At 72.5% G+C, this 19,074-nt stretch carries 18 protein-coding genes; 4 read left to right on the top strand and 14 right to left on the bottom strand.

The features are described from left to right. Positions 1 to 67: 67 nt before the first annotated feature. From egtD to egtA, 4 genes are read right to left on the bottom strand one after another with little or no spacing between them, the layout of a single operon-like run. Positions 68 to 1,030: an L-histidine N(alpha)-methyltransferase gene (gene egtD / locus ABT070_RS09275; protein ID WP_351756933.1), complete on the bottom strand. Its 963-nt coding sequence runs from the start codon at positions 1,028 to 1,030 to the stop codon at positions 68 to 70. Further along, positions 1,027 to 1,818 (bottom strand): ergothioneine biosynthesis protein EgtC, encoded by a 792-nt coding sequence (egtC, locus tag ABT070_RS09270; RefSeq protein ID WP_351756930.1) that lies wholly within the window; start codon positions 1,816 to 1,818, stop codon positions 1,027 to 1,029. Before egtC ends, egtD begins: the two co-directional genes overlap by 4 nt. Beyond that, positions 1,818 to 3,188 (bottom strand): ergothioneine biosynthesis protein EgtB, encoded by a 1,371-nt coding sequence (egtB, locus tag ABT070_RS09265; RefSeq protein WP_351756927.1) that lies wholly within the window; start codon positions 3,186 to 3,188, stop codon positions 1,818 to 1,820. Before egtB ends, egtC begins: the two co-directional genes overlap by 1 nt. After that, a complete protein-coding gene (gene egtA, locus ABT070_RS09260) occupies positions 3,185 to 4,486 on the bottom strand; it encodes an ergothioneine biosynthesis glutamate--cysteine ligase EgtA (protein ID WP_351756924.1) in 1,302 nt (433 codons plus the stop codon). The genes egtB and egtA overlap by 4 nt, the downstream gene beginning before the upstream one ends. A gap of 308 nt (positions 4,487 to 4,794) precedes the next feature. On the opposite strand from egtA, the gene ABT070_RS09255 reads away from it, so the two are divergent. Further along, positions 4,795 to 5,655 carry a TIGR02452 family protein gene (locus tag ABT070_RS09255; protein WP_351756921.1) on the top strand — a complete coding sequence of 287 codons (861 nt, stop codon included), beginning with the start codon at positions 4,795 to 4,797 and terminating at the stop codon, positions 5,653 to 5,655. Here ABT070_RS09255 and ABT070_RS09250 read toward each other — a convergent pair. From ABT070_RS09250 to ABT070_RS09235, 4 genes are all read right to left on the bottom strand, one after another. Continuing rightward, positions 5,640 to 6,086, bottom strand: coding sequence for a type II toxin-antitoxin system PemK/MazF family toxin (locus ABT070_RS09250; protein ID WP_351756918.1), 447 nt, complete (start codon positions 6,084 to 6,086; stop codon positions 5,640 to 5,642). The two genes, ABT070_RS09255 and ABT070_RS09250, sit on opposite strands and share 16 nt — an antisense overlap. A gap of 44 nt (positions 6,087 to 6,130) precedes the next feature. After that, positions 6,131 to 7,513: a flotillin family protein gene (locus ABT070_RS09245; RefSeq protein WP_351756916.1), complete on the bottom strand. Its 1,383-nt coding sequence runs from the start codon at positions 7,511 to 7,513 to the stop codon at positions 6,131 to 6,133. Positions 7,514 to 7,648: 135 nt separating this feature from the next. Continuing rightward, the gene (locus ABT070_RS09240; protein ID WP_351756914.1) at positions 7,649 to 7,867 is read right to left on the bottom strand and encodes an NfeD C-terminal domain-containing protein; all 219 of its coding nucleotides are present in this window, start codon (positions 7,865 to 7,867) and stop codon (positions 7,649 to 7,651) included. 2 nt (positions 7,868 to 7,869) lie between these two features. Beyond that, positions 7,870 to 9,318 (bottom strand): amidase, encoded by a 1,449-nt coding sequence (locus tag ABT070_RS09235; protein WP_351756911.1) that lies wholly within the window; start codon positions 9,316 to 9,318, stop codon positions 7,870 to 7,872. Between the two features lie 248 nt (positions 9,319 to 9,566). Between ABT070_RS09235 and ABT070_RS09230 the strand changes: the two genes are divergently transcribed. Next, positions 9,567 to 10,955, top strand: coding sequence for an AbfB domain-containing protein (locus ABT070_RS09230; protein ID WP_351756908.1), 1,389 nt, complete (start codon positions 9,567 to 9,569; stop codon positions 10,953 to 10,955). A 79-nt stretch (positions 10,956 to 11,034) separates the two neighbouring features. On the opposite strand, the gene ABT070_RS09225 is transcribed toward ABT070_RS09230, so the two are convergent. From ABT070_RS09225 to ABT070_RS09205, 5 genes are all read right to left on the bottom strand, one after another. Then, positions 11,035 to 12,363, bottom strand: a complete 1,329-nt coding sequence (locus ABT070_RS09225; protein WP_351756905.1) for a DUF3500 domain-containing protein — start codon at positions 12,361 to 12,363, stop codon at positions 11,035 to 11,037. A 166-nt stretch (positions 12,364 to 12,529) separates the two neighbouring features. Beyond that, the gene (locus tag ABT070_RS09220; protein ID WP_351756902.1) at positions 12,530 to 13,885 is read right to left on the bottom strand and encodes a sensor histidine kinase; all 1,356 of its coding nucleotides are present in this window, start codon (positions 13,883 to 13,885) and stop codon (positions 12,530 to 12,532) included. Between the two features lie 15 nt (positions 13,886 to 13,900). Then, positions 13,901 to 14,212 carry a hypothetical protein gene (locus ABT070_RS09215; protein WP_351756900.1) on the bottom strand — a complete coding sequence of 104 codons (312 nt, stop codon included), beginning with the start codon at positions 14,210 to 14,212 and terminating at the stop codon, positions 13,901 to 13,903. Beyond that, a complete protein-coding gene (locus ABT070_RS09210) occupies positions 14,209 to 14,934 on the bottom strand; it encodes a response regulator transcription factor (RefSeq protein WP_351756897.1) in 726 nt (241 codons plus the stop codon). The genes ABT070_RS09215 and ABT070_RS09210 overlap by 4 nt, the downstream gene beginning before the upstream one ends. A gap of 93 nt (positions 14,935 to 15,027) precedes the next feature. Beyond that, on the bottom strand, positions 15,028 to 16,149 hold the full coding sequence (locus ABT070_RS09205) for a PP2C family protein-serine/threonine phosphatase (RefSeq protein WP_351756895.1): 1,122 nt from the start codon (positions 16,147 to 16,149) through the stop codon (positions 15,028 to 15,030). 317 nt (positions 16,150 to 16,466) lie between these two features. Between ABT070_RS09205 and ABT070_RS09200 the strand changes: the two genes are divergently transcribed. Continuing rightward, the gene (locus ABT070_RS09200; protein WP_351757361.1) at positions 16,467 to 16,886 is read left to right on the top strand and encodes a hypothetical protein; all 420 of its coding nucleotides are present in this window, start codon (positions 16,467 to 16,469) and stop codon (positions 16,884 to 16,886) included. A 74-nt stretch (positions 16,887 to 16,960) separates the two neighbouring features. Here the strand turns inward: ABT070_RS09200 and ABT070_RS09195 are convergent, their stop codons facing one another. Beyond that, positions 16,961 to 17,416, bottom strand: coding sequence for a MarR family winged helix-turn-helix transcriptional regulator (locus ABT070_RS09195; protein WP_351756892.1), 456 nt, complete (start codon positions 17,414 to 17,416; stop codon positions 16,961 to 16,963). A 172-nt stretch (positions 17,417 to 17,588) separates the two neighbouring features. On the opposite strand from ABT070_RS09195, the gene ABT070_RS09190 reads away from it, so the two are divergent. Further along, positions 17,589 to 19,046, top strand: a complete 1,458-nt coding sequence (locus ABT070_RS09190; protein ID WP_351756889.1) for an MFS transporter — start codon at positions 17,589 to 17,591, stop codon at positions 19,044 to 19,046. Positions 19,047 to 19,074: the final 28 nt, after the last annotated feature.

Below are 19,074 nucleotides of genomic sequence, written 5' to 3'. Positions count from 1 at the left end.
CTGTGCCTTTCTTCGGCGGCGGTCTCCGACGGGCGGTCTTCGAGGGGCAGTCCTCAGCGGGCGGTGCTCAACGGGCGGTGCTCAGCGACAGCGCGAAGCGGCCCGCGGCGTCCGTCCACCAGTGGGTCAACTCCAGCCCGGCGGCGGCCAGTTCCGTGCGCACTCCCTCCTCCCGGAACTTCGCCGACACCTCGGTGCGCATTTCCTCGCCGGTCGCGAAGTCGACGGCGAGGTCGAGCGCGGGAACCTTCACCGTCTGCGCCGTACGGGAGCGCAGCCGCATCTCGATCCACTCGTTCTCCGCGTCCCAGAGGGCCACGTGCTCGAAGGCCCCGGGGTCGAAGTCGGCTCCCAGCTCACGGTTGACGACCGCCAGCACGTTCTTGTTGAAGGCGGCCGTCACGCCGGCCGCGTCGTCGTACGCCCGCACCAGCACCCGGTCGTCCTTGACGAGGTCGGTGCCCAGCAGCAGCGCGTCGCCCGGCGCGAGCAGGGCGCGCACCGAGGCGAGGAACAGCGCGCGCTCGGCCGGCAGCAGATTGCCGATCGTGCCGCCGAGGAACGCCACGAGCCGCGGCCCCGGGGTGTCGGGCAGCGCCAGTTCCGCCGTGAAGTCGGCGATCAGCGCGTGCACGTCCATCCCCGGCCGCTCGGCGATCAGGGCCTGCCCGGCCAGGGTGAGGGCGCTCTCGCTGACGTCGACGGGCACGTAGGTGTCCAGGTCGGTCAGCGCGTCGATCAGATAGCGGGTCTTCTCCGAGGAGCCCGAGCCGAGTTCGACGAGCGTGCGGGCACGGGCCGCCGCGGCGATCTCGCCGGCCCGGTCCACGAGGATCTCGCGCTCGGCGCGCGTCGGGTAGTACTCGGGCAGTTCGGTGATCCGCTCGAACAGCTCACTGCCGTGCGCGTCGTAGAACCACTTCGGCGGCAGCGTCTTCGGAGTGTCGGTGAGGCCGTGCTGGACGTCGGCGCGCAGGGCGGCGTCCGTGGCGTCCTCGGGGAGGGTGCGGGTGATGTGGAACGTGCTCACGTGCCGGTCTCCTCGGTCGGTGCGGACGCCGTGTCGGTGCTCGGTTCCTTGAGCGGGGTGAGCAGGACGTCGGCGCGGCTCGCCGCGAGCAGGGTGCGGTCGGGGACCTCCTGCCAGCGCGGATCGTCGTCGTACGGTTCGGAGGCCACGACCGTGCCCCGGCCGGGCTCGGCCAGGTACCAGAGGGTGTCGCCCCAGGCGGTGGCGGTGATGGACTCCCCGTCGGTGAGGAGCAGGTTGAGGCGCGAGGCGGGAGCAGCCGCGGCGACCTCGAGCACCGTGTCCGCCAGTGCCTGGCTCCCCGTGTCGCCGGCGCGCAGCCGGGCGAGGACCAGCGCCCAGACGAACGCGGAGTCGTTGCGCGCCTCCATCGACAGCAGGTCCGCGGCGGGCAGCGAACCGGTCAGCGACTCCAGTGAGCCCGGCCAGCCCGCGACCGCCCCGTTGTGGCTGAAGAGCCAGGTCCCGGCCGCGTACGGCGCCGCCGCGGCCTCCGCGTCGGCGCCGGCCAGGGTCGCGTCCCGTACCGCGGCCAGCAGCGCCCGGCTGCGCACGACCCGGGCCAGGTCGGCGAAGGACAGGTCCGCCCAGATGGGCCCGGCCCGGCGGTAACGGGCCGGCACCGGGTCCCCTTCGGCGTACCAGCCCACTCCGAAACCGTCGGCGTTGACCGTGCCGTACCGCTGCCGCCGGGGCGCCCACGACTGGCGGTACAGAGCGTGCGGGGGCTCCACGAGGAGCCGGCCCAGCGGCTCCCCGGACCCCAGATAGGCGAGATGACGGCACATCAGACGGTTCCCGAGCGGGCCGTGCGGAACCCGGAGAAGATCTGCCGCCGGATCGGGTAGTCCCAGTTGCGGAACGTGCCCCGGCAGGCCACCGGGTCCACCGCGAACGAACCGCCGCGCAGCACCTTGTGCTCGGGGCCGAAGAACACCTCCGAGTACTCCTTGTACGGGAACATCCGGAAACCGGGGTAGGGCAGGAAGTCGCTGGACGTCCACTCCCACACGTCACCGATCAACTGCCGTACCCCGAGCGGGGACTCACCGGCCGGGTAACTGCCCGCCGGGGCCGGCCGCAGATGGCGCTGGCCCAGGTTGGCGTGCTCGGGGCCGGGGTCGGCGTCGCCCCACGGGTAGCGCATCGAACCGCCGGTCGCCGGGTCGAAGCGGGCCGCCTTCTCCCACTCCGCCTCGGTGGGCAGCCGGCGTCCGGCCCAGCGGGCGTAGGCGTCGGCCTCGTACCAGCACACGTGCAGTACCGGCTCGTCGGGCGGCACGACCTCGGTGACTCCGAAGCGGCGGCGCAGCCACTGCCCGCCGTCCCGGTGCCAGAACAGCGGCGCCCTGATACCGCTGTGGCGAAGGTGCGACCAGCCCTCCTTCGTCCACCAGCGCTCGTCGTCGTAGCCGCCGTCCTCGATGAACGCCTGGTACGCGCCGTTCGTCACCGGGGTGGTGTCGATGTGGAAGGGCGCCACCTCGCGCCGGTGCGCCGGCCGTTCGTTGTCCAGCGCCCACGGCTCGCCGGAGGTGCCCATGGTGAACGGGCCGCCGGGCACGAGGACTTCGGCGGGACCGGTGAACAGCGGCACCGGATCCGGGTCGGGTGCGGTCAGGGCCTGCGGACCGGTGCGGAGCTGATGGGTGATCAGCATCGTCTCGTCGTGCTGCTGTTCGTGCTGCGCGATCATCCCGAAGGCGAAACCGGCCTCGGTCAGCCGGGTGCCGCCGAAGTCGGCGGACTCCAGCACGTCCATCACCCGGCCGCGCACCTCCGCCGCGTACCGGCGGGCCTCGCCCGGCGGCAGCAGCGGCAGGGAGGGCCGTTCGGCGCGCGAGTGCTCGAAGGCGTCGTAGAGGCCGTCGATCTCGGGGCGCATCGGCTCACGGCCGGACACCGTGCGCAGCAGCCACAGCTCCTCCTGGTTGCCGATGTGCGCGAGGTCCCACACCAGGGGGGACATCAGCGGGGAGTGCTGGGCGGTGAGGTCGGGCTCCTCGACGCAGCTCGTCAGGAGCGTGGTGCGCTCGCGGGCCGTGGTGAGGGAGGCGAGCACCCGGGCGCGGAGCGTGTCCGCGTCCAGGCCGGGGCCGGCGTCCGGGCCGGGAACGGCGTCCAGGGCCGGCCCGGTGTCCAGGGCGGGGTCGGTCATGTGCGGAGGTCCTTCCCGTACGCGCGGGTGTCCGTGCCGCGCAGGCGGTCGAGCAGGTCGTCGGCGGGAGTACGGCCCCTGAGGACGTACCGCTCCAGGTAGTCCGACACGGCGGCCGTCACCGCCTCGGTGGCGCCGAGGCGGGGCAGGGCCCGCAGAGCCGTGGTGAAGCAGGTGACGGCGACCTCGTGCAGCTCCGGGTCGGTCAGTCCGTACCGGGCCGCGTCGATCCACAGCGGATTGTGCGGGGCCGGCAGCGGCTGGGCCCGTTCGGCCAGCGGCTTCACCGCGCGATAGACGTTCTCGGCGGCCTCCGGATCGTCGAAGAGCGCCGTCGTCACGGCGAGCGGCACGATCCAGCCGTCGTCGCCGGGCTGCGCGTCGATCATGCGCAGCTCCAGGTGGCCGCGCGGTCTGACCGGGGGGAACAGCGTGGTGAGGTGGTAGTCGAGGTCCTCCCGGGTCGGTGCTCCCGTCCGGGTCCACTGCCGGAAGGTGAGCCGGTCGGGTACCTCCCACGGACCGCCGTCACGCCGGACGCACATCACCGGCGCGTCCAGCACGTGCCGGGCCCAGGCCGCGCGCGGATCGCCGTTCAGAGGGGGTCCGCCCGCGCGGCCGGCGCCGATCTCCGTCCACAGCAGCTGCCGGGTGGAACGCCAGCCGGTGGGCGCGCCGCCGAGCAGCGGGGAGTTGGCGAAGGCCGCCACCAGCACGGCGCCCAGCGTGTGCGACAGCCACCAGCGCCGCCCGTGCCCCAGGGGGCCGGGCTCCTCGTACCCGGCGTCCAGGCAGACCTGCACGGAGGCCGAGGTGCACATCATGGCGCGGCCGGCCGGACCTGTGCGGTCGAGGCACGCCTCCATCGCGTCGTAGCGGGGCTCGTGGAGGAACCGGCGGGGTGTGCGCCAGGGGTCCGTGCCGTGGCCGGAGAGGGCGAGACCCTGCTCGGCCAGGACCGCGCGGACGGCGGTCAGATCGGCGGAGACGATGCCCACGCACTCCATCAGGGAGGCTGCGGGCGGCGAGCTCAGTTCCAGCTGGCCGCCGGGTTCGACGGTGAGCGGCGAGCTCAACGGAAGGGTGCGCAGTGCGGCGTAGGCCGCTTCGAGCCGTTCGGGTGTGACGGGGAGCCGCGGCTCGCGCAGCTCGTGAACGAGCCATTCCACCTCGACCCCGACGGTGCGGGGTGGTCCGGTCTTGAAACATATGCCCCTGACCAGGGCCTCCACCTCGGCTTCGGTGAGGGCGCTGAGGGACGGGGTCTCGTCGGTACAGTCGCTGACTGAGTCGGACATGTCGGGATCCTCCTGAGATTCCACCATGCCACCGGTCCGGCCTCGGTGCGGCCGGACAGGCATCACTCGTCCCACCCAAAACCCTCGAACGGATCCGCACAAGGGTACACAACTGTACATTCCGGACCGAGTTCGACCTGTTTTCCAGGCGTTCCCGACCGGTCCGTGCTCTGTTCCCCGGCCCGGGAAACCCTGTTGCACGCCATGTCCAGGATCGCTCACGATGCGTGTATGAGCACGACGGGGGAGACGGGCGGGGCGCGGCGGCACGCGCGGCACGCGGCCATGGAGTCCACGGGGGTGGCGCCATGAGCGCGCGGCTGCGCGGCATCGCGCGGGAGACCGAGGAGATCGTCGCGGCGGGGCGCTACCGCGCGTCCGACGGCCGCGAGGTGTCGCTCTCCCGGGCGATCGAGACCGCCCGGGCAGGGACGCGGATGGCGGGACCGGGGCCGGTCGCGGCCTCGGTCGGACCGGCCGTGGACGCTCCGGCGCCCGCCTCGGGTGACACGTTGACCGAGGTCACGGGCGAGAGCAGTCTGGAGGCGGCCCGCCGGCTCGCCGGCGCCGGGCCGGTCGCCGTGCTGAACTTCGCCTCCGCCCGCAATCCCGGCGGCGGCTACCTCAACGGGGCCCAGGCGCAGGAGGAGGCCCTGTGCCGGGCCTCCGCGCTGTACACGTGCCTGCTCGAGGCGCGGGAGTTCTACGACCATCACCGCGCCCACCGCGACCCGTTCTACACGGACCGCGTCATCCACTCGCCGGGCGTGCCCGTCTTCCGCGACGACCGGGGCCGTCTGCTCGACGAGCCCTGCGCCGTCGGCTTCCTGACGGCCGCCGCGCCGAACGCGGGCGTGGTCCTGCGGACGGTCCCGGAGCGCGCGTCCGAGTTGCCGGGCGCGCTGGCCGTACGCGCCGAGCGGGTCCTGGAGACGGCCGCCGCGCACGGCTACCGGCGCCTGGTGCTGGGCGCGTGGGGCTGCGGGGTGTTCCGCAACGACCCCGCGCAGGTGGCGGGGGCGTTCCGGGCGCTCCTCGGCCCCGGCGGACGGTTCGAGCGGGCGTTCGAGCACGTGGTGTTCGGGGTGCTGGACCGGACGCCGAGGGGCGTGGTGCTGGCCGCTTTCGAGCGGGCGTTCGACCGTGAGGCCCCTCAGGTCCAGCCGTAGCGCTCGTGCAGTCGGTGCCGGACCAGGTTGAACCGCATCCGGTCCAGCGCGCAGGCCTCACGGCGCATGCCGTCCTCGTGCAGCCGCAGGACACGGTCGACGTCCACCCAGGAGTCCCGTCCGGAGCGGTCCCAGGGCCCGCTGCCGATCGGCACCCACTCGCGGTCGCCGTCGTGCCGCTTGCTCGACAGCTGTACGGCGAGGAAGGTCCCGCCCGCCTCCCGGGCGACGACGAGCACCGGGCGGTCCTTGCCCCGGCCGTCGTTCTCCTCGAACGGCACCCAGGTCCACACGATCTCACCCGGGTCCGGGTCGCCGTCGTGCGCGGGCGAGTACTCGGTGCGCACCCGGCCGACCTCGCGCGGGTCGGCCTCGGTGGTGGCGGTGGGGCCGGCGCGGCCCGGGACGTCTTCATCGGTAAACGCGGTCACGGGGGCACCTTAAACGGTGCCCCCGTGACCGCGTCGTCAGCGGGTCACTTCTCCTCGACCTGCACATGCTGCGACGGCGGGTTCGCCACCCCGTTGAGAGGTGAAGTCCCGTTCGCCGCCTGCCCGTTCTGGTTCATCGAGGAGAGCAGCTGACGGGCCAGCCCCAGCCCCGTCCCGCCCATGGTGAGCGCCTTGGCCAACATGTCGGCCACGCCGTCCGCGCCGTTGAGCACCACCATGTTGTCGACGTTGCCGAACGCGGACGCGCCCGCCTGGACGATCTCCGGCCACTTCTCCGCGAGTTGCTGGGCGACGACGGCCTCCTGGTTCTCGGCGAGAGCCGCGGCCCGCGCCTTGATGGCGTCGGCCTCGGCGAGGCCCTGGGCCCGGTTCGCCTGGGCCTTCGCGAGACCCTTCGCCTGCGTGGCGGCGGCCTCCGCCTCACCCGTGGAGCGGGTCTCCGTCGCCTTGGCCTCGGCCGCCGAGATCCGGGCGTCGCGCTCGGCCTCGGCCAGCGTCCGCTTCTCGTACGCCTTGGCGTCGGCAGGCTTGCGGACGTCGGCCTGGAGCTGCTGCTCGCGCCGCTGCGCCTCCAGTTCGGCGACCCGTGTCTCCTGGACCACCACCTCCTGGCGGGCCGCGGCGTCGGCGAGCGGCCCGGCCTGCCGCGCCTTGGCGTTGGCCTTGTCCTGTTCGGCCTGGTACCCGGCCTTGAGGATCTCGCTGTCCCGGGTGGCCTCCGCCATCCGGCCGAACGCCAGCTGCTCGGCCTCGGTGGCGAGCCGGTCCGCCTCGGCCTGCGCGATGCGCGCGTCCCGCCGCACGGCCGCCAGATGCGGGGCGGACAGGTTCTTGATGTACCCCGTCGGGTCCTCGATCTCGTGGATCTGCAGCGAGTCCACGATCAGGCCCAGCTTCTCCATCTCCGTGCCGCACGCCGCACGGGCCTGCCCGGTCAGCTTCTCCCGGTCGCGGATCATGTCCTCGACCGTCAGGCCGCCCACGATGGCCCGCAGATGACCGGCGAACACGGTGTGCACGCGCTCCGCCATCAGCTTCTGCTGGTCGAGGAAGCGGCGGGCCGCGTTGGCGATCGACACGAAGTCGTCGCCCACCTTGAAGATGACCACGCCCCGCACCTTCAGCGGGATGCCCTGGTGGGTCACGCAGTCCACGTGCAGTTCCGTCTGGTTCAGGTCGAGCGAGAGCTTGCGCACGGCCTGCATCCCGGGCGTCACGAGCGTGCCCCGCCCGGTGACGATGCGGAACCCCATCCCCTCCTCGAGGCCTTCCAGCTTGTGCTTCGAACCGGAGATGATGAGCGCCTCGTTGGGTTCCGCGACCCGCCACATCAACTTGAACGCACCGATCAGGACGAGGACGGCGCCGACTGCCGCCCCGATGATGAGACCGACTTCCATGGGCATGCACTCCCCCGGTGCAGGGTGCCCTCGGGCACCGAACGTAACGGGAGTGTGGGCCCGCGCGAGAGCCGTGTACAGACGGGGCCGAACCGCTGTTGCCCGCTTGGTACATACGGCACACGACGGGCACGTGCCGCGTCAACCACCGTACATCGCCGAGACATAGACCGTCCGCGGCGCGAGGTACTCCACCACCGTCACCATCGTCCCGCGCTCGATGCGTTCCGTGCCGGTGGCGGCGTAGGCGAGGAAGTGCTCGGCGCCCCCGCGCACGCGGACGATCACCTCGCCGACGAGCCCGGGCCCTACCGTTCCGGTGACCCGCCCCATGAGCCCGACCATCGACGTATCGTCCATGGTCACAGAGTAGGGGCGGAACGCCCTTCCACCGCAGGGCTTTCCACGGTGACCGGCTCCGGCGGCCACATCTCGTGCCAGCGCAGCTCCGCCTCGAGGCGGGCGGCGAGCGAGATCAGCAGCGGCTCGCTGTTCGCCGGGCCGAGCAGCTGCGCCCCGACCGGCAGCCCGCCGGGCGCGAAGCCCGCGGGGACGTTGACGCCGGGCCAGCCCAGCACGTTCCAGGGCCAGGCGTAGGGGCAGGCGGCGATCATCGCGCGGTCGGTGGCGAATCCGCTCAGCTGCAGCATGGCCCCGATGCGGGGCGGGGGAGCGGCCGTCGTCGGCGCGAGGATCACGTCGTACGTCTCGAAGAAGCCGCCGATCCGGCGGTGCAGGACGGCCTCCGCGCGCCGGGCCGCCCGCAGCGGGACCCCGCCCAGCAGCCGGCCCAGCCGGGCGGCGCCCTGGGTGCGCCGGTCGAGGAGTGCGGGGAACGGGGCCTCGGCGACCCGCTCGGCGATGCCCGCGGTCGCCCGGGGCACGAAGGCGAGGCCGATCTGCCCGTACGGCGGGTCGGCCTCCTCGACGGTGTGCCCCAGGCCCGCCAGCGTCTCGGCGAGTGCGAGGACGCGGGCGCGCACCTCGGGTCGCAGCTTGGCGGGCACGGCGGTGAACGGCGGCTTCAGCGACAGCGCGATCCGCAGCCGGCCGGGGTCGCGGCCCACCGCGGCCGAGGCGTCGACGGCGGGCGGCCGGTGCGGGTCGTGCGCGTGGTTGCCGCTCGCCGCGTCGAGCAGCAGCGCCGCGTCGGCGACCGTGCGGGCCAGCGTGCCGTTGACCGTGATGCCGTGGAAGGACTCGCCGCGCGGCCAGGTCGAGACGCGGCCGCGCTGCGGCTTGATGCCGACCAGGTGCGTCCAGGAGGCGGGGATGCGGACGGAGCCGGCCCCGTCCGAGCCGAGCGCGGCCGGCACCAGACCCGCGGCGACCGCGGCCGCCGAACCGCCGGAGGAGCCGCCCGGGGTGTGCTCGGTGTTCCACGGGTTGCGGGTCGCGCCGAAGGCCGGTCCCTCGGTGAACGGCCACTGGCCCAGCTCGCAGGTGTTGGTCTTGCCGACGATCACGGCCCCGGCCGCGCGCAGCCGCCGCACCGCCTCGCCGTCCTCGGCGACCGTGGGGTGCACGCCCTGGCAGCCGAAGGCGGTCGGTTCGCCCGCCACGTCCATGTCGTCCTTCACGGCGACGGGGACTCCGAGCAGGGGCCGTCCGTCGCCGGCGGCCAACCTCCGGTCGGCGGCGTCGGCTTCGGCGAGCGCCGCCTCGGCCCGGACGATCCGGAAGGCGTTGAGGGTGCCCTGGCTCGCCTCGATCCGGGCGAGGGTCCCCTCGACGAGCGTGCGGGAGGACACCTCGCCCTCGGCCAGCGCGCGGGCGGTGGCCGTCAGGCCTGCGGCACGGTCGGGCGTCATGCGGGCACCTCCGGGACGACGATGTCTACCGCACGGTAACGTCTGGCGGCCGAGTGGTGGAACGGCGCGCGGAGGGCGGGGTATTGCCCCTCCGCCACAAGGGCGGTCCCGTGCCCCGCCACAGCCGTCCCACAGGCATCGTCCGTTCCTGCGCAAAGGATTGACGTGTTCCTGCCCCGCCCCTACCTTCTGATCGACTTTCCGAACCATGTTCGGAATTTCGAACCCAGAGCCGTAGGAGAGCCGCCATGACGACCCGTCCCCCCGCCCCGTCCCGCCGTGCCCTGCTGCGCGCGATGGCCGTCCTGCCCGCCACGGCACTCGTGCTCGGCGAGGCGCCCGGCCTGCTCGGCACGGCCCTGGCCGCCGCGCCGGCCGCCGGATCGGCCACCCGCTACACGATCGTGCCGTTCCTCAACAGCAACGACGGAACGGTGAACGTCTACCAGTCCGACGACGCCACCGACTTCCGCCTGGTGCAGTCCTCCGCCTACACCCCGCCGAGCAACCGCATCCGCGACGCGAGCATCTTCAAGCACACCAACGGCTACTACTACGTCACCTACACGACTCACACCTGGCAGGACGCCAGCACCACCATCGGATTCGCCCGCAGCTCCGACCGGGTCAACTGGACGTTCCTGTACGACTACACGGTCCCGATCACCGGTCTCTCCCGCGCCTGGGCGCCGGAGTGGTTCGTCGACAGCGACGGCAGCGTCAACATCATCGTGTCCTGCTCGGTGACCAGCGACGAGTGGATCTTCACCCCGTATCTGCTGAAGGCCACCAACTCGGGCCTCACCGCCTGGAGTTCCCCGGTGGCGCTGTCCGGCATCGGGTCCAACCACATCGACACGTACATCGTGAAGGTCGGCTCGACCTACCACGCGTTCACCAAGAACGAGACGGCGAAGTACATCGAGTACGGCACGGCGTCGAGCCTGGCCGGCCCCTACACGATCACCAGGACCGGCGACTGGGCGGGCTGGGGCAGCTACCGCGAGGGCCCGTCCGTCATCCAGCTCGACAACGGCGCCTGGCGGATCTTCTTCGACGGCTACGGCGACGGCTATTACTACTACAGCGACAGCTACGACTCCTTCGCCACCTGGAGCGCGCCCAAGGCGCTGCCCGGCATCTCCGGCACGGCGCGCCACTTCACGGTCATCAAGGAGACGGTGACCGGTGGCCCCACCCTCACGAAGAACGCCACCCGCTCCCTCCAGTCGGCCAACTACACGACCCGGTACTGGCAGGAGCAGTCCGCCCTGCTCAACCTGCCCGTGGTGACCGGTTCGAGCACCACCGCCGAGAAGCAGGCGTCCACCTTCACCGTCGTGGCCGGCCTCGCCGACGCGAACGCGTACTCCTTCCGGGACGCGGCCGGCAACTACCTGCGCCACTACTCCTTCCGCGGCCGCTTCGACGCCAACGACGGCACCTCGTCCTTCGCGAAGGACGCCACCTTCATCGCCCGGACGGGCTCGGCCAGTGGTTCGGTCCGCTTCGAGTCGTACAACTACCCCGGCTACTACCTGCGTCACTACAACTACCAGCTCCGGGTGGAACAGCCGGACGGCACGGACCTGTTCCGCCAGGACAGCTCGTTCGTGGCGGCCACCGCCTGGGCCTGAGCCCGCCCGCACACCCTGGACGCACGGGTACCGGGCCGGGGATGACGGGGCCCCGGCCCGGTGGTCGTGCGGTCCGTCCTCAGCGGTGGTGCGGTGACGTCAGGTAGTGCTGCCTGAGGAGTTCCCTGCCGTAGTCGTTGCCGTTGGGGGTACGGACGACGGAGTGGACGTGCTTCTGCGTGGCGCCGCTGCCCTGGGTGGCGCCGTACGCGCCCGCGAGCGGGCCCGGAGCCTGGCAGTCGACCTCGATCCAGACGACGGGGCTGTGGACGCGGACGTAGAACGCGTCGTCGTCGCCGGTGCCGCCGGCCCAGGTGACGTAGGTGTCGTCGAGGTGCTTGCGGACCTCGGCCAGCGCCACCTTCGCCACGTCGGCCTTGGCGCGCCCGGTGAAGGCCTGCACGATGCCGAGGAGCTTGGTCTTCTGGGCGGCCGTCAGGGCGTTGCCGCGGATGCCGGTGTACGCCTGGACCGCGTTGTCGGAGAACGCGCCCGCCTTCATCGACTCGTTGGACTTGGTGGACGACTCGACGGCGACCGCCTGCTGCGCCGCGCTGAGGGAGTTGATGAACGCGAGGCCGGCCACCACCTCCTCGTGGCAGACGGTCACCGTCTCGCCGTCGATCTCCATCGAGGTCGGCTCCGAGCCCCAGAAGCAGGGGCTCATCACGACCTGGTCGCCGAGGACGAAGTAGTTGATCACCAGATGGTGGCCGTCGAACTGGAAGCCCCAGGGCTCGGTCGCCGACGGGGTGCCCATCACGGTCCAGTAGTAGGCGTCCTCGTTGAAGGAGCCGGTGTTGCCGATGGCCTCGCCGGCTGCCTGGTTGATCTTCCGGATCTTCTCGGTGGTCTCCAGGCCGTCGGCGCTGAGCGCCGACTTCAACAGGGCGGTGCCCAGAGCCTTCTGCGCGTCACTCAGGTCGGCGAGGGACACGCCCTGGCGGGCGTAGGAGTCGATGTTGCTCCACAGCCGCCACTCGGTGGAGTGGACCGTGAACTGCGTGGAGGCTTTCTGGGTGTCGCTGAGCCCGGCCAGGAAGGCGTTCGCGGCGGCGATCACCGGGGCGGTCTTCACGCCCGTGGAGTGGATCGTGAACAGGTCGTCGATCCGCTTGCCGTCGGTGGTGAGGCCGAAGAAGTCCTCGGTGATCGACTGGTTGCCGGGACCGCCCGCGCCGCCGCCCGGACCCCCGCTGGGCGCGCCGCTCGGCACCGCGCTCGGGTCGGCGGTGGCGTCGTCGGCCAGCGCGGCCCAGGCTCCGGCCCCGCCCATGGTCGCGACGGCCGTGGCGCCGCTGGCGAAGAAGACCTTGCGCATGAAGTTGCGGCGGCTCGCGTGGGCGCGGCGGCCGGCGTCGGACTGTGTCTCGTGGGCCGTCGGTTCACCGGAGTCGAGCTCGGTCATCGTCGCTGATTCCCTTCGTCAGGGGCACGTCCCCGCTGAACGGCCGCCGGGTGATCACTGTGGCGGAGCCAGCTGAGGCAGGCCTGAAGCGACGGCCGGACGACCCTCGCGATCGGTGCGTGAGCGGTGTCCGCGCAGGGTCCGAACTGCGGTTCTGTGAAAGTCCTCAGAGTTGTGGGGAAGACGGGACGGCGGAGCGGCCGGCCGTGGGGAGCGTCACCGAGAACTCGGTTCGCCCCGGTTCGCTCCGCACGTCGATCCGGCCGCCGTGCGCCTCGGTGAGGGCCGCCGCGATGGCCAGGCCCAGGCCCGTGCCACCCTGCGCTCCCGGAGTGCGGGAGCGGGAGCCGTCGGCCCGGGTGAACCGCTCGAAGATCGAGGGGAGCAGGCCGGGCGGGATGCCCGGACCGTCGTCCCGCACACGGATCACACACCGGGCGGGGCCGGGCCGCGACGGCGGTCCCTCTCCCGGCCCCTCTCCCGCCCCCGCCACCGAGGCGGACTCCTGGCCCCGCCGGCTCCCCTGAGGCCCTCGGCTCTCCAGGGGCTCCAGTGCCTCCAGCGTTGCCAGGGGCTCCAGGGGCTCCAGGGGCTCCAGGGGCTCCGGTGCCTCCAGGGTCTCCACGACGACGGTGACCTTGGTGCCGGCCGGCGTGTGCACTCGGGCGTTGGCCAGCAGGTTGGCCACCACCTGATGGAGCCGGGAGGCGTCGGCGAAGACCGTCACCGGGCCGTCGAGGCGCAGCGCGAGCTGCCAGTCGTGCCCGCCTCCCGCGGCCTGCGCGTCCCAGACGGCCTCCGCGACCAGCGTCGCGAGGTTCACCTCGGTCCGCTGGAGCGGCCGTCCCTCGTCGAGGCGGGCGAGCAGCAGCAGATCCTCCACCAGGCCGGTCATCCGGGCCGACTGGGCGGACACGCGATGCCAGGCCAGTTCCGGCGAGATCGTCCGGTCGCCGCCGTTCATGTACTCGGCGTACCCCGCGATCGAGGCGAGCGGTGTGCGCAGCTCATGGCTGGCGTCGGCGAGGAACCGGCGCATCCGTTCCTCGGTGCGTCGGCGCTCGGCGAGCGAGGACTCCACGTGGTCGATCAGCTGGTTGAGCACGACGCCGACCTGGCCGGCCTCGGTGCCGGGGTCGGTGTCCCGCGTGGCGACGCGGGCGAGCACGGCGACCTCGCCGCGGTCCAGCGGCACCCGGGCGACCTCGGCGGCGGTGGCCGCGACCCGGCCCAGCGGGCGCAGCTGCCGCCGTATGACGACGGCGGAGGCGCAGGCCGCGGTGGCCAGTCCCAGGGCGGCGATCACCGCCTCGACGCCGACCAGACGGTCGATCACCTGCTGCACGTCGGCCGTCGGGAGCCCGGCCAGGACGGGGACCCCGTCGCCGGCGAGCGCGGTCACCCGGTACGTGCCGAGGCCGGGGACGGTGCGGGTGTGCAGCGACCCGTCCGCGGTGATCCCCTTGAGGGCGGCGCGCTGAGCGCCGGTGAGGACCCGCTGACGGCCGTCCTCGGTCACCACCTCGGCGGCGATGACCTACCCGTCGGCGAACCGGGCCGCCAGGGTGCCGGCCGGCTGCCCGCGCTCGTTGAGGAACCCCAGATCCGTCGCGCCGCCCGTCCGGCGCTGCAAGCCGCCCTGGCTGCGCTCGGCGGCGTCGGTGACGCGCTGGTCCAGGTCCCCGAGCAGATAGACGCGTTGGACGAGCACGGTACTGAGCGCCATGGCCGCGCACACGGCGACCAGGGTCACGGAGACGAAGAGCACGAGGCGCACACGCAGGGAGCGCCGGCCAAGACCGGTGCCGGCCGGCCTCGCCCCGCGCCGCCGGCCCGGCAGGACCGTCATGCCCGTTCGTCCGCGGCTCTGATCGCGTACCCCGCGCCGCGGACGGTACGGATCATCGGCGCCCGCCCTTTGTCGATCTTGGCGCGCAGTCCGTAGATGTAGACCTCGACCAGGTTCCCCTCGCCGTCGAAGGAGGCGTTCCAGACGTGGTCGAGGATCTGGGCCTTGCTGAGCACCTGGTGCGGATGGCTCATCAGGAACCGGAGCAGGTCGAACTCCTTGGCGGTCAGCGGGACCGGCGCCCCGCCGCGCCGCACCTCGCGGGTGCTCTCGGCCAGCACCAGATCGCCCAGCACCCGCACGGGACCCCGGTCGGCGCTCTCGCCGGTACCGGCCCTGCGCAGCAGACCGCGCAGCCGCAGCACGACCTCCTCCAGGGAGAACGGCTTGGTCACATAGTCGTCCGCGCCGGCCGACAGTCCGTCGATCCGGTGCTCCAGCGCGTCCCGTGCGGTGAGCATCAGCACGGGCAGCCGGGCGTTCTCACCGCGCAGCCTGCGCAGTACCTCGACCCCGTCGAGATCCGGCAGCATGCCGTCGAGGACCACGACGTGCGGGGCGCAGTCCCGCGCGATGCGCAGCGCGCTGTGCCCGTCCGCCGCGGGGAAGGACCGCCACCCCGCCTCGGTCACGGCCGCGGAGAGCAGCTCGGTGAGCTCGGGCTCGTCATCGACTATCAGCACGCGAACCGTGCCTGCACGGGTACCGGGGACGCCAGACATGGCCCGACCCTCTCTCCGTTCGCCATGAGGAGCATGTGCGCGAGCTGAGCGCGCGCCATGGGCGGGATCGGCCGCCCGGCCGGCGGCGCGCGCTCAGTGCCGCGGTGACCGGCGGACGGTCAGCACGGCGACGTCGTCGTGCCGGCGGTCGTCCCCGGCGTACGCGCGGGCGTCCTCGTGCAGGGCCAGGGGCAGCTCGGTGGGGGAGAGGTCGAGGTGTTTCATCAGACGCTCGTCGACCGGGTAGAACGTGCCGTCGTGGGCGCGGGTCTCGGTGAGGCCGTCGGTGGTCAGCACCAGCGTGGAACCGGCCGGGAAGGCGAACCACTCGACCGTCGTCGGTTCGGCGGCCAGTTCGGCGAGCCCGAGCGGGACGCCGGTGTCCACCGCCGGTGTGGTGACGGCGCCGTCGTGCACCAGCCGGGGCGGGATGTGCCCGCAGTTGACGACCTGCGCCTCGGTGCCCGCGTCGACGCCGAGGACGAGGGCGGTGACGAACCGCTCGTCGTCGCCGGTCTGTTCGGCGTAGGAGTTGTGCCGGACGACCGAGGCGTCCAGGGCGTCGACGAGCGCGGTGAGCGTGGGCTCCCGGTGGGCCGCCTCACGGAAGGCGCCGATGACGGCGAACGCGGCGCCCACCGCGGCCAGCCCCTTGCCCTGCACGTCCCCGATCAGCACGCGTGTGCCGAAGGGTGAGGCGACCACGTCGTAGATGTCACCGCCGACGAGCCGGTCCTCCTGAACGGGCTCGTAGACGCCGTTGACCAGCACGTCGTCGGTGAGCAGGGGCAGGGGGTGCAGAATGTGCCGCTGCATGGCGGCGGCGGTGGAGCGCAGCCGCAGCATCTCGTGCTCGCGCGCGATGCGCCGGTGGCAGGCGTAGACGGAGGCGGCTCCCAGGGCGAGGGTGAGCAGCACCAGCAGCGCCCGGTCGAGCCACCGGCCGTTGTCGTCGGCCCGTACGAGCAGGGTGAGGGTGACGAACAGGGTGGTCCACGCGGCGACGAACTTCGTCTGCTGGACGGTGCACAGCGCCGAGGCCGTGCCCGGCAGGAAGACCAGCAGCCCGAGGAGCCACACCTCGGAGCCGGACAGGACGCCGAGCAGCTCCACCAGCACCGTCACCGACAGCACACCGACGACCGTCTCGGCGTTGCCCGGGGGCTCGATGGCTTCGAGAGCGTCGGTGGGGCGCTTGTGACGGAGACCGGTCATGGGAACTCCCGCGCAGAGGGTGATCTCTCTGTACTTTAGACAGGTCGTCGGCCCGGGCGGGCGGTGACGCCGGCCGCGGGTCACGGCGGTCCCGGACGTGAGGCCGCCCTCGCCACCGCTTCCCGGTCCCGGCCGCCGCCGGCGGCTGAACGGGCGCCGGTGTCCACCCGTACCCCTGGTCGATCGCCCGTCCCCGGGCCCGTGCGCAGGCGCGTCCACGGGAGGTGACGGGAAGAGCGCCGACCACGGAGTTGTACGTGCTTCAGCAGCCCACGGCCCGCCTCGTGCGCGGTGCCGCACTGGCAGGCAGCCTGGCCATGCTTTCCTTCGCCACCGCGTGCAGCGGCGGCGAGAACGAGGCCACCGCCGGGAAGGGCACTCCCACGCCGACCTCGGTCACCGCCGCTCCCGCGGCCGGCGTCGTGGCACCGGCGAAGGTCGAGGTGATCGCAGGCCTGACCGGCTGCACGGCCAAGATCCGTATCGACGCGGACGAGCTGCGCCAGGGCGTCTGCCATACGGAGGAGGCCGACTACCTCATCACCACCTTCCCCGAGGAGCAGTACAAGGAGACCTGGCTGGAGTCCGCCGGCATCTACGGGGGCCAGTACCTCGTGGGTTCGCGCTGGGTCGTCAGCGCGCAGCCGAAGATGCTGACGCGGTTCCGGCCCATGCTCGGCGGGACCATCCGGCAGCTGGGCGGCACGGGCCCGAGCGCGGCGCCGAGCGCGTCGTAGCACCGCCGCGCCCGGCCCGGGGCCGGCCAGGCGAGGGCGACGGACTCATCCGGTCCTGAGCGGCGGCCACGCCGTCACGGGCGTGGCCAGGGGCGGCCGCCGATGGCCTCGATGCCGTAGTTGAAGCGCCGCAGATAGCCCGCGAAGGCGGCGATGTCCTCGTCCGGCCAGTCGGTCATCACCTGGCCCAGGATGTCCACGATCCCCTCGCGCTCCGAGTCCAGCAGCCGTGTGCCCTCGTCGGTGAGCCGGAACTTGCGCGCCATCCCGCCCTCCGGGTCGGGGATCCGCTCGATGAGCCCCGCCCGCATCGCCGCCGCCGTCTGCCGGTTCAGGGTGGAGGCGTCCAGCCCGAAGGCCTCGCTGAGTTCCCCGATCGACATGGGTCCCTGGACCCGGATCCGGCTCAGCAGGATGTAGGCGCTGCGCTCCAAGAGGCTGTTCTTGCGGCGGCCGCCCCGCTGGTTCAGGAACGTGTGGCGGCTCAGCAGCATCTGCTCGTACTCGACCTCGTGCGTCGGCGTCTCCATGTGCCCGACCTCCTGCTTCCGTGCGCCCGCACCATCCTGGCACACCGCTGTGCAGAGGCCACGGCATGTGCTTGATACATACGACATGTACGATGCACATCCTTCACCCAGATCCCTCGCGCAGATCCTTCGCGCGGATCCTCCACCGCACATCCCAAGTCGAGGAGTCCCCATGGGCGCCCCCGCTCTCCAGCCCACGGCCCGCCCAGGCGCCGTGATCGCCACGCTGGCCTTCGCCGGCACCACCGCGGCGATCATGCAGACGCTGGTCACCCCGCTCATCGCCGAGCTGCCGCAGATCCTCAACACCTCGTCCTCGAACGCGGCCTGGGTGATCACGGTCACCCTGCTGGTGGCCGCCGTGTGCGTGCCGGTCGTCGGCCGCCTCGGCGATCTGCTCGGCAAGCGCAGGATGCTGCTTGCCTGTTCCGTGCCGCTCATCGTGGGCTCGGTGGTGTGCGCGTTCGCCTCCGACGTCGTGACGATGATCGTGGGCCGCGGACTCCAGGGCATGGGCATGGGCATGGTGCCCCTCGGCATCGCGCTGCTGCGCGACGTCGTACCGGCCGAGAAGCTCAGCGGCTCCATCGCCCTGGTCAGCGCCTCCATGGGCATCGGCGGCGCCATCGGCCTGCCGCTGGCCGCCGCCGTCGCCCAGTACGCGAACTGGCGGGTGCTGTTCTGGGGCTCCGCCGCCCTGGCCGCCGCCGTCGCCGTCCTGATCTTCATGCTCGTCCCGGACGTTCCCGCCGGCGCCAAGGGCCAGCGCTTCGACCTGCCCGGCGCGATCGGTCTCGGCATCGGCCTGGTCTCACTGCTGCTCGCGGTCTCCAAGGGTGCCGAGTGGGGCTGGGCCTCGGGCGCCACGCTCGGTCTGTTCGCGGCCGCCGTCGTGGCGCTCGTCGGCTGGGGAGTGTGGGAGACGCGTACCACCGACCCGCTGATCGACCTGCGCACCACGGCCCGTCCCCGGGTGCTCCTCACCAACCTCGCCTCGGTCTTCATCGGCTTCGGCATGTACGCGAGCATGCTGGTGATGCCGCAACTGCTCCAGTTCCCGGAGGCCACCGGTTACGGCCTCGGCCAGTCGATGCTCGCGGCCGGTCTGTGGATGGCGCCCGGCGGCCTGATGATGATGCTGATCTCCCCGCTCGGCGGAAAGCTCACCAACGCCCGCGGCCCGAAGTTCACGCTGGTCTGCGGCGCCCTGGTACTGGCCGCCGGTTACTTCGTCTCCCTGGCCCTGATGGGCTCCGCCTGGGGCGTCATGGTCGTCACGCTCATCACCAGCGGTGGCGTGGGCCTCGCCTACGGCGCGATGCCCGCCCTGATCATGAGCTCGGTCCCGCTCACCGAGACCGCCGCCGCCAACGGCTTCAACACCCTCATGCGTTCGCTCGGCACCTCGATCGGCTCCGCCGTCATCGGCGTGATCCTCTCCCAGATGACCACGACCGCGGGCGGCTACACCTTCGCCTCCGAGGACGGCTTCCGCACCGCGCTCCTGGTCGGCGGCGCACTCGCCCTGATCTCCGCGGCCATCGCCGCCGTCATCCCCGCCGCCCGCGCCGCGGCGGCCGGCGAGGACGCGACCGACCAGGCCGCCGCGCCCCAGCAGGCCAAGGTCTGAGACACCACATCCGGGACACCACAGAGGG

The sequence above is a fragment of the Streptomyces sp. NPDC002884 genome, from assembly GCF_040295245.1.
GTDB lineage: Bacteria > Actinomycetota > Actinomycetes > Streptomycetales > Streptomycetaceae > Streptomyces.
The sequence above is the reverse complement of the archived record's forward strand: the minus strand, read 5'-3'. Positions and strand labels throughout refer to the sequence as shown.

Excerpts from the sequence above, each read along its gene's own strand:
- ABT070_RS09240 (WP_351756914.1), bottom strand. The coding sequence starts at position 7,867 with ATGGACGATACGTCGATGGTCGGGCTCATGGGGCGGGTCACCGGAACG.
- ABT070_RS09225 (WP_351756905.1), bottom strand. The coding sequence starts at position 12,363 with ATGACCGAGCTCGACTCCGGTGAACCGACGGCCCACGAGACACAGTCC.
- ABT070_RS09235 (WP_351756911.1), bottom strand. The coding sequence starts at position 9,318 with ATGACGCCCGACCGTGCCGCAGGCCTGACGGCCACCGCCCGCGCGCTG.
- ABT070_RS09255 (WP_351756921.1), top strand. The coding sequence starts at position 4,795 with ATGAGCGCGCGGCTGCGCGGCATCGCGCGGGAGACCGAGGAGATCGTC.
- ABT070_RS09205 (WP_351756895.1), bottom strand. The coding sequence starts at position 16,149 with ATGACCGGTCTCCGTCACAAGCGCCCCACCGACGCTCTCGAAGCCATC.
- ABT070_RS09190 (WP_351756889.1), top strand. The coding sequence starts at position 17,589 with ATGGGCGCCCCCGCTCTCCAGCCCACGGCCCGCCCAGGCGCCGTGATC.
- ABT070_RS09215 (WP_351756900.1), bottom strand. The coding sequence starts at position 14,212 with ATGACGGTCCTGCCGGGCCGGCGGCGCGGGGCGAGGCCGGCCGGCACC.
- ABT070_RS09195 (WP_351756892.1), bottom strand. The coding sequence starts at position 17,416 with ATGGAGACGCCGACGCACGAGGTCGAGTACGAGCAGATGCTGCTGAGC.
- egtA (WP_351756924.1), bottom strand. The coding sequence starts at position 4,486 with ATGTCCGACTCAGTCAGCGACTGTACCGACGAGACCCCGTCCCTCAGC.
- ABT070_RS09230 (WP_351756908.1), top strand. The coding sequence starts at position 9,567 with ATGACGACCCGTCCCCCCGCCCCGTCCCGCCGTGCCCTGCTGCGCGCG.
- ABT070_RS09210 (WP_351756897.1), bottom strand. The coding sequence starts at position 14,934 with ATGTCTGGCGTCCCCGGTACCCGTGCAGGCACGGTTCGCGTGCTGATA.
- egtB (WP_351756927.1), bottom strand. The coding sequence starts at position 3,188 with ATGACCGACCCCGCCCTGGACACCGGGCCGGCCCTGGACGCCGTTCCC.
- ABT070_RS09245 (WP_351756916.1), bottom strand. The coding sequence starts at position 7,513 with ATGCCCATGGAAGTCGGTCTCATCATCGGGGCGGCAGTCGGCGCCGTC.
- egtC (WP_351756930.1), bottom strand. The coding sequence starts at position 1,818 with ATGTGCCGTCATCTCGCCTATCTGGGGTCCGGGGAGCCGCTGGGCCGG.
- ABT070_RS09200 (WP_351757361.1), top strand. The coding sequence starts at position 16,467 with ATGCTTTCCTTCGCCACCGCGTGCAGCGGCGGCGAGAACGAGGCCACC.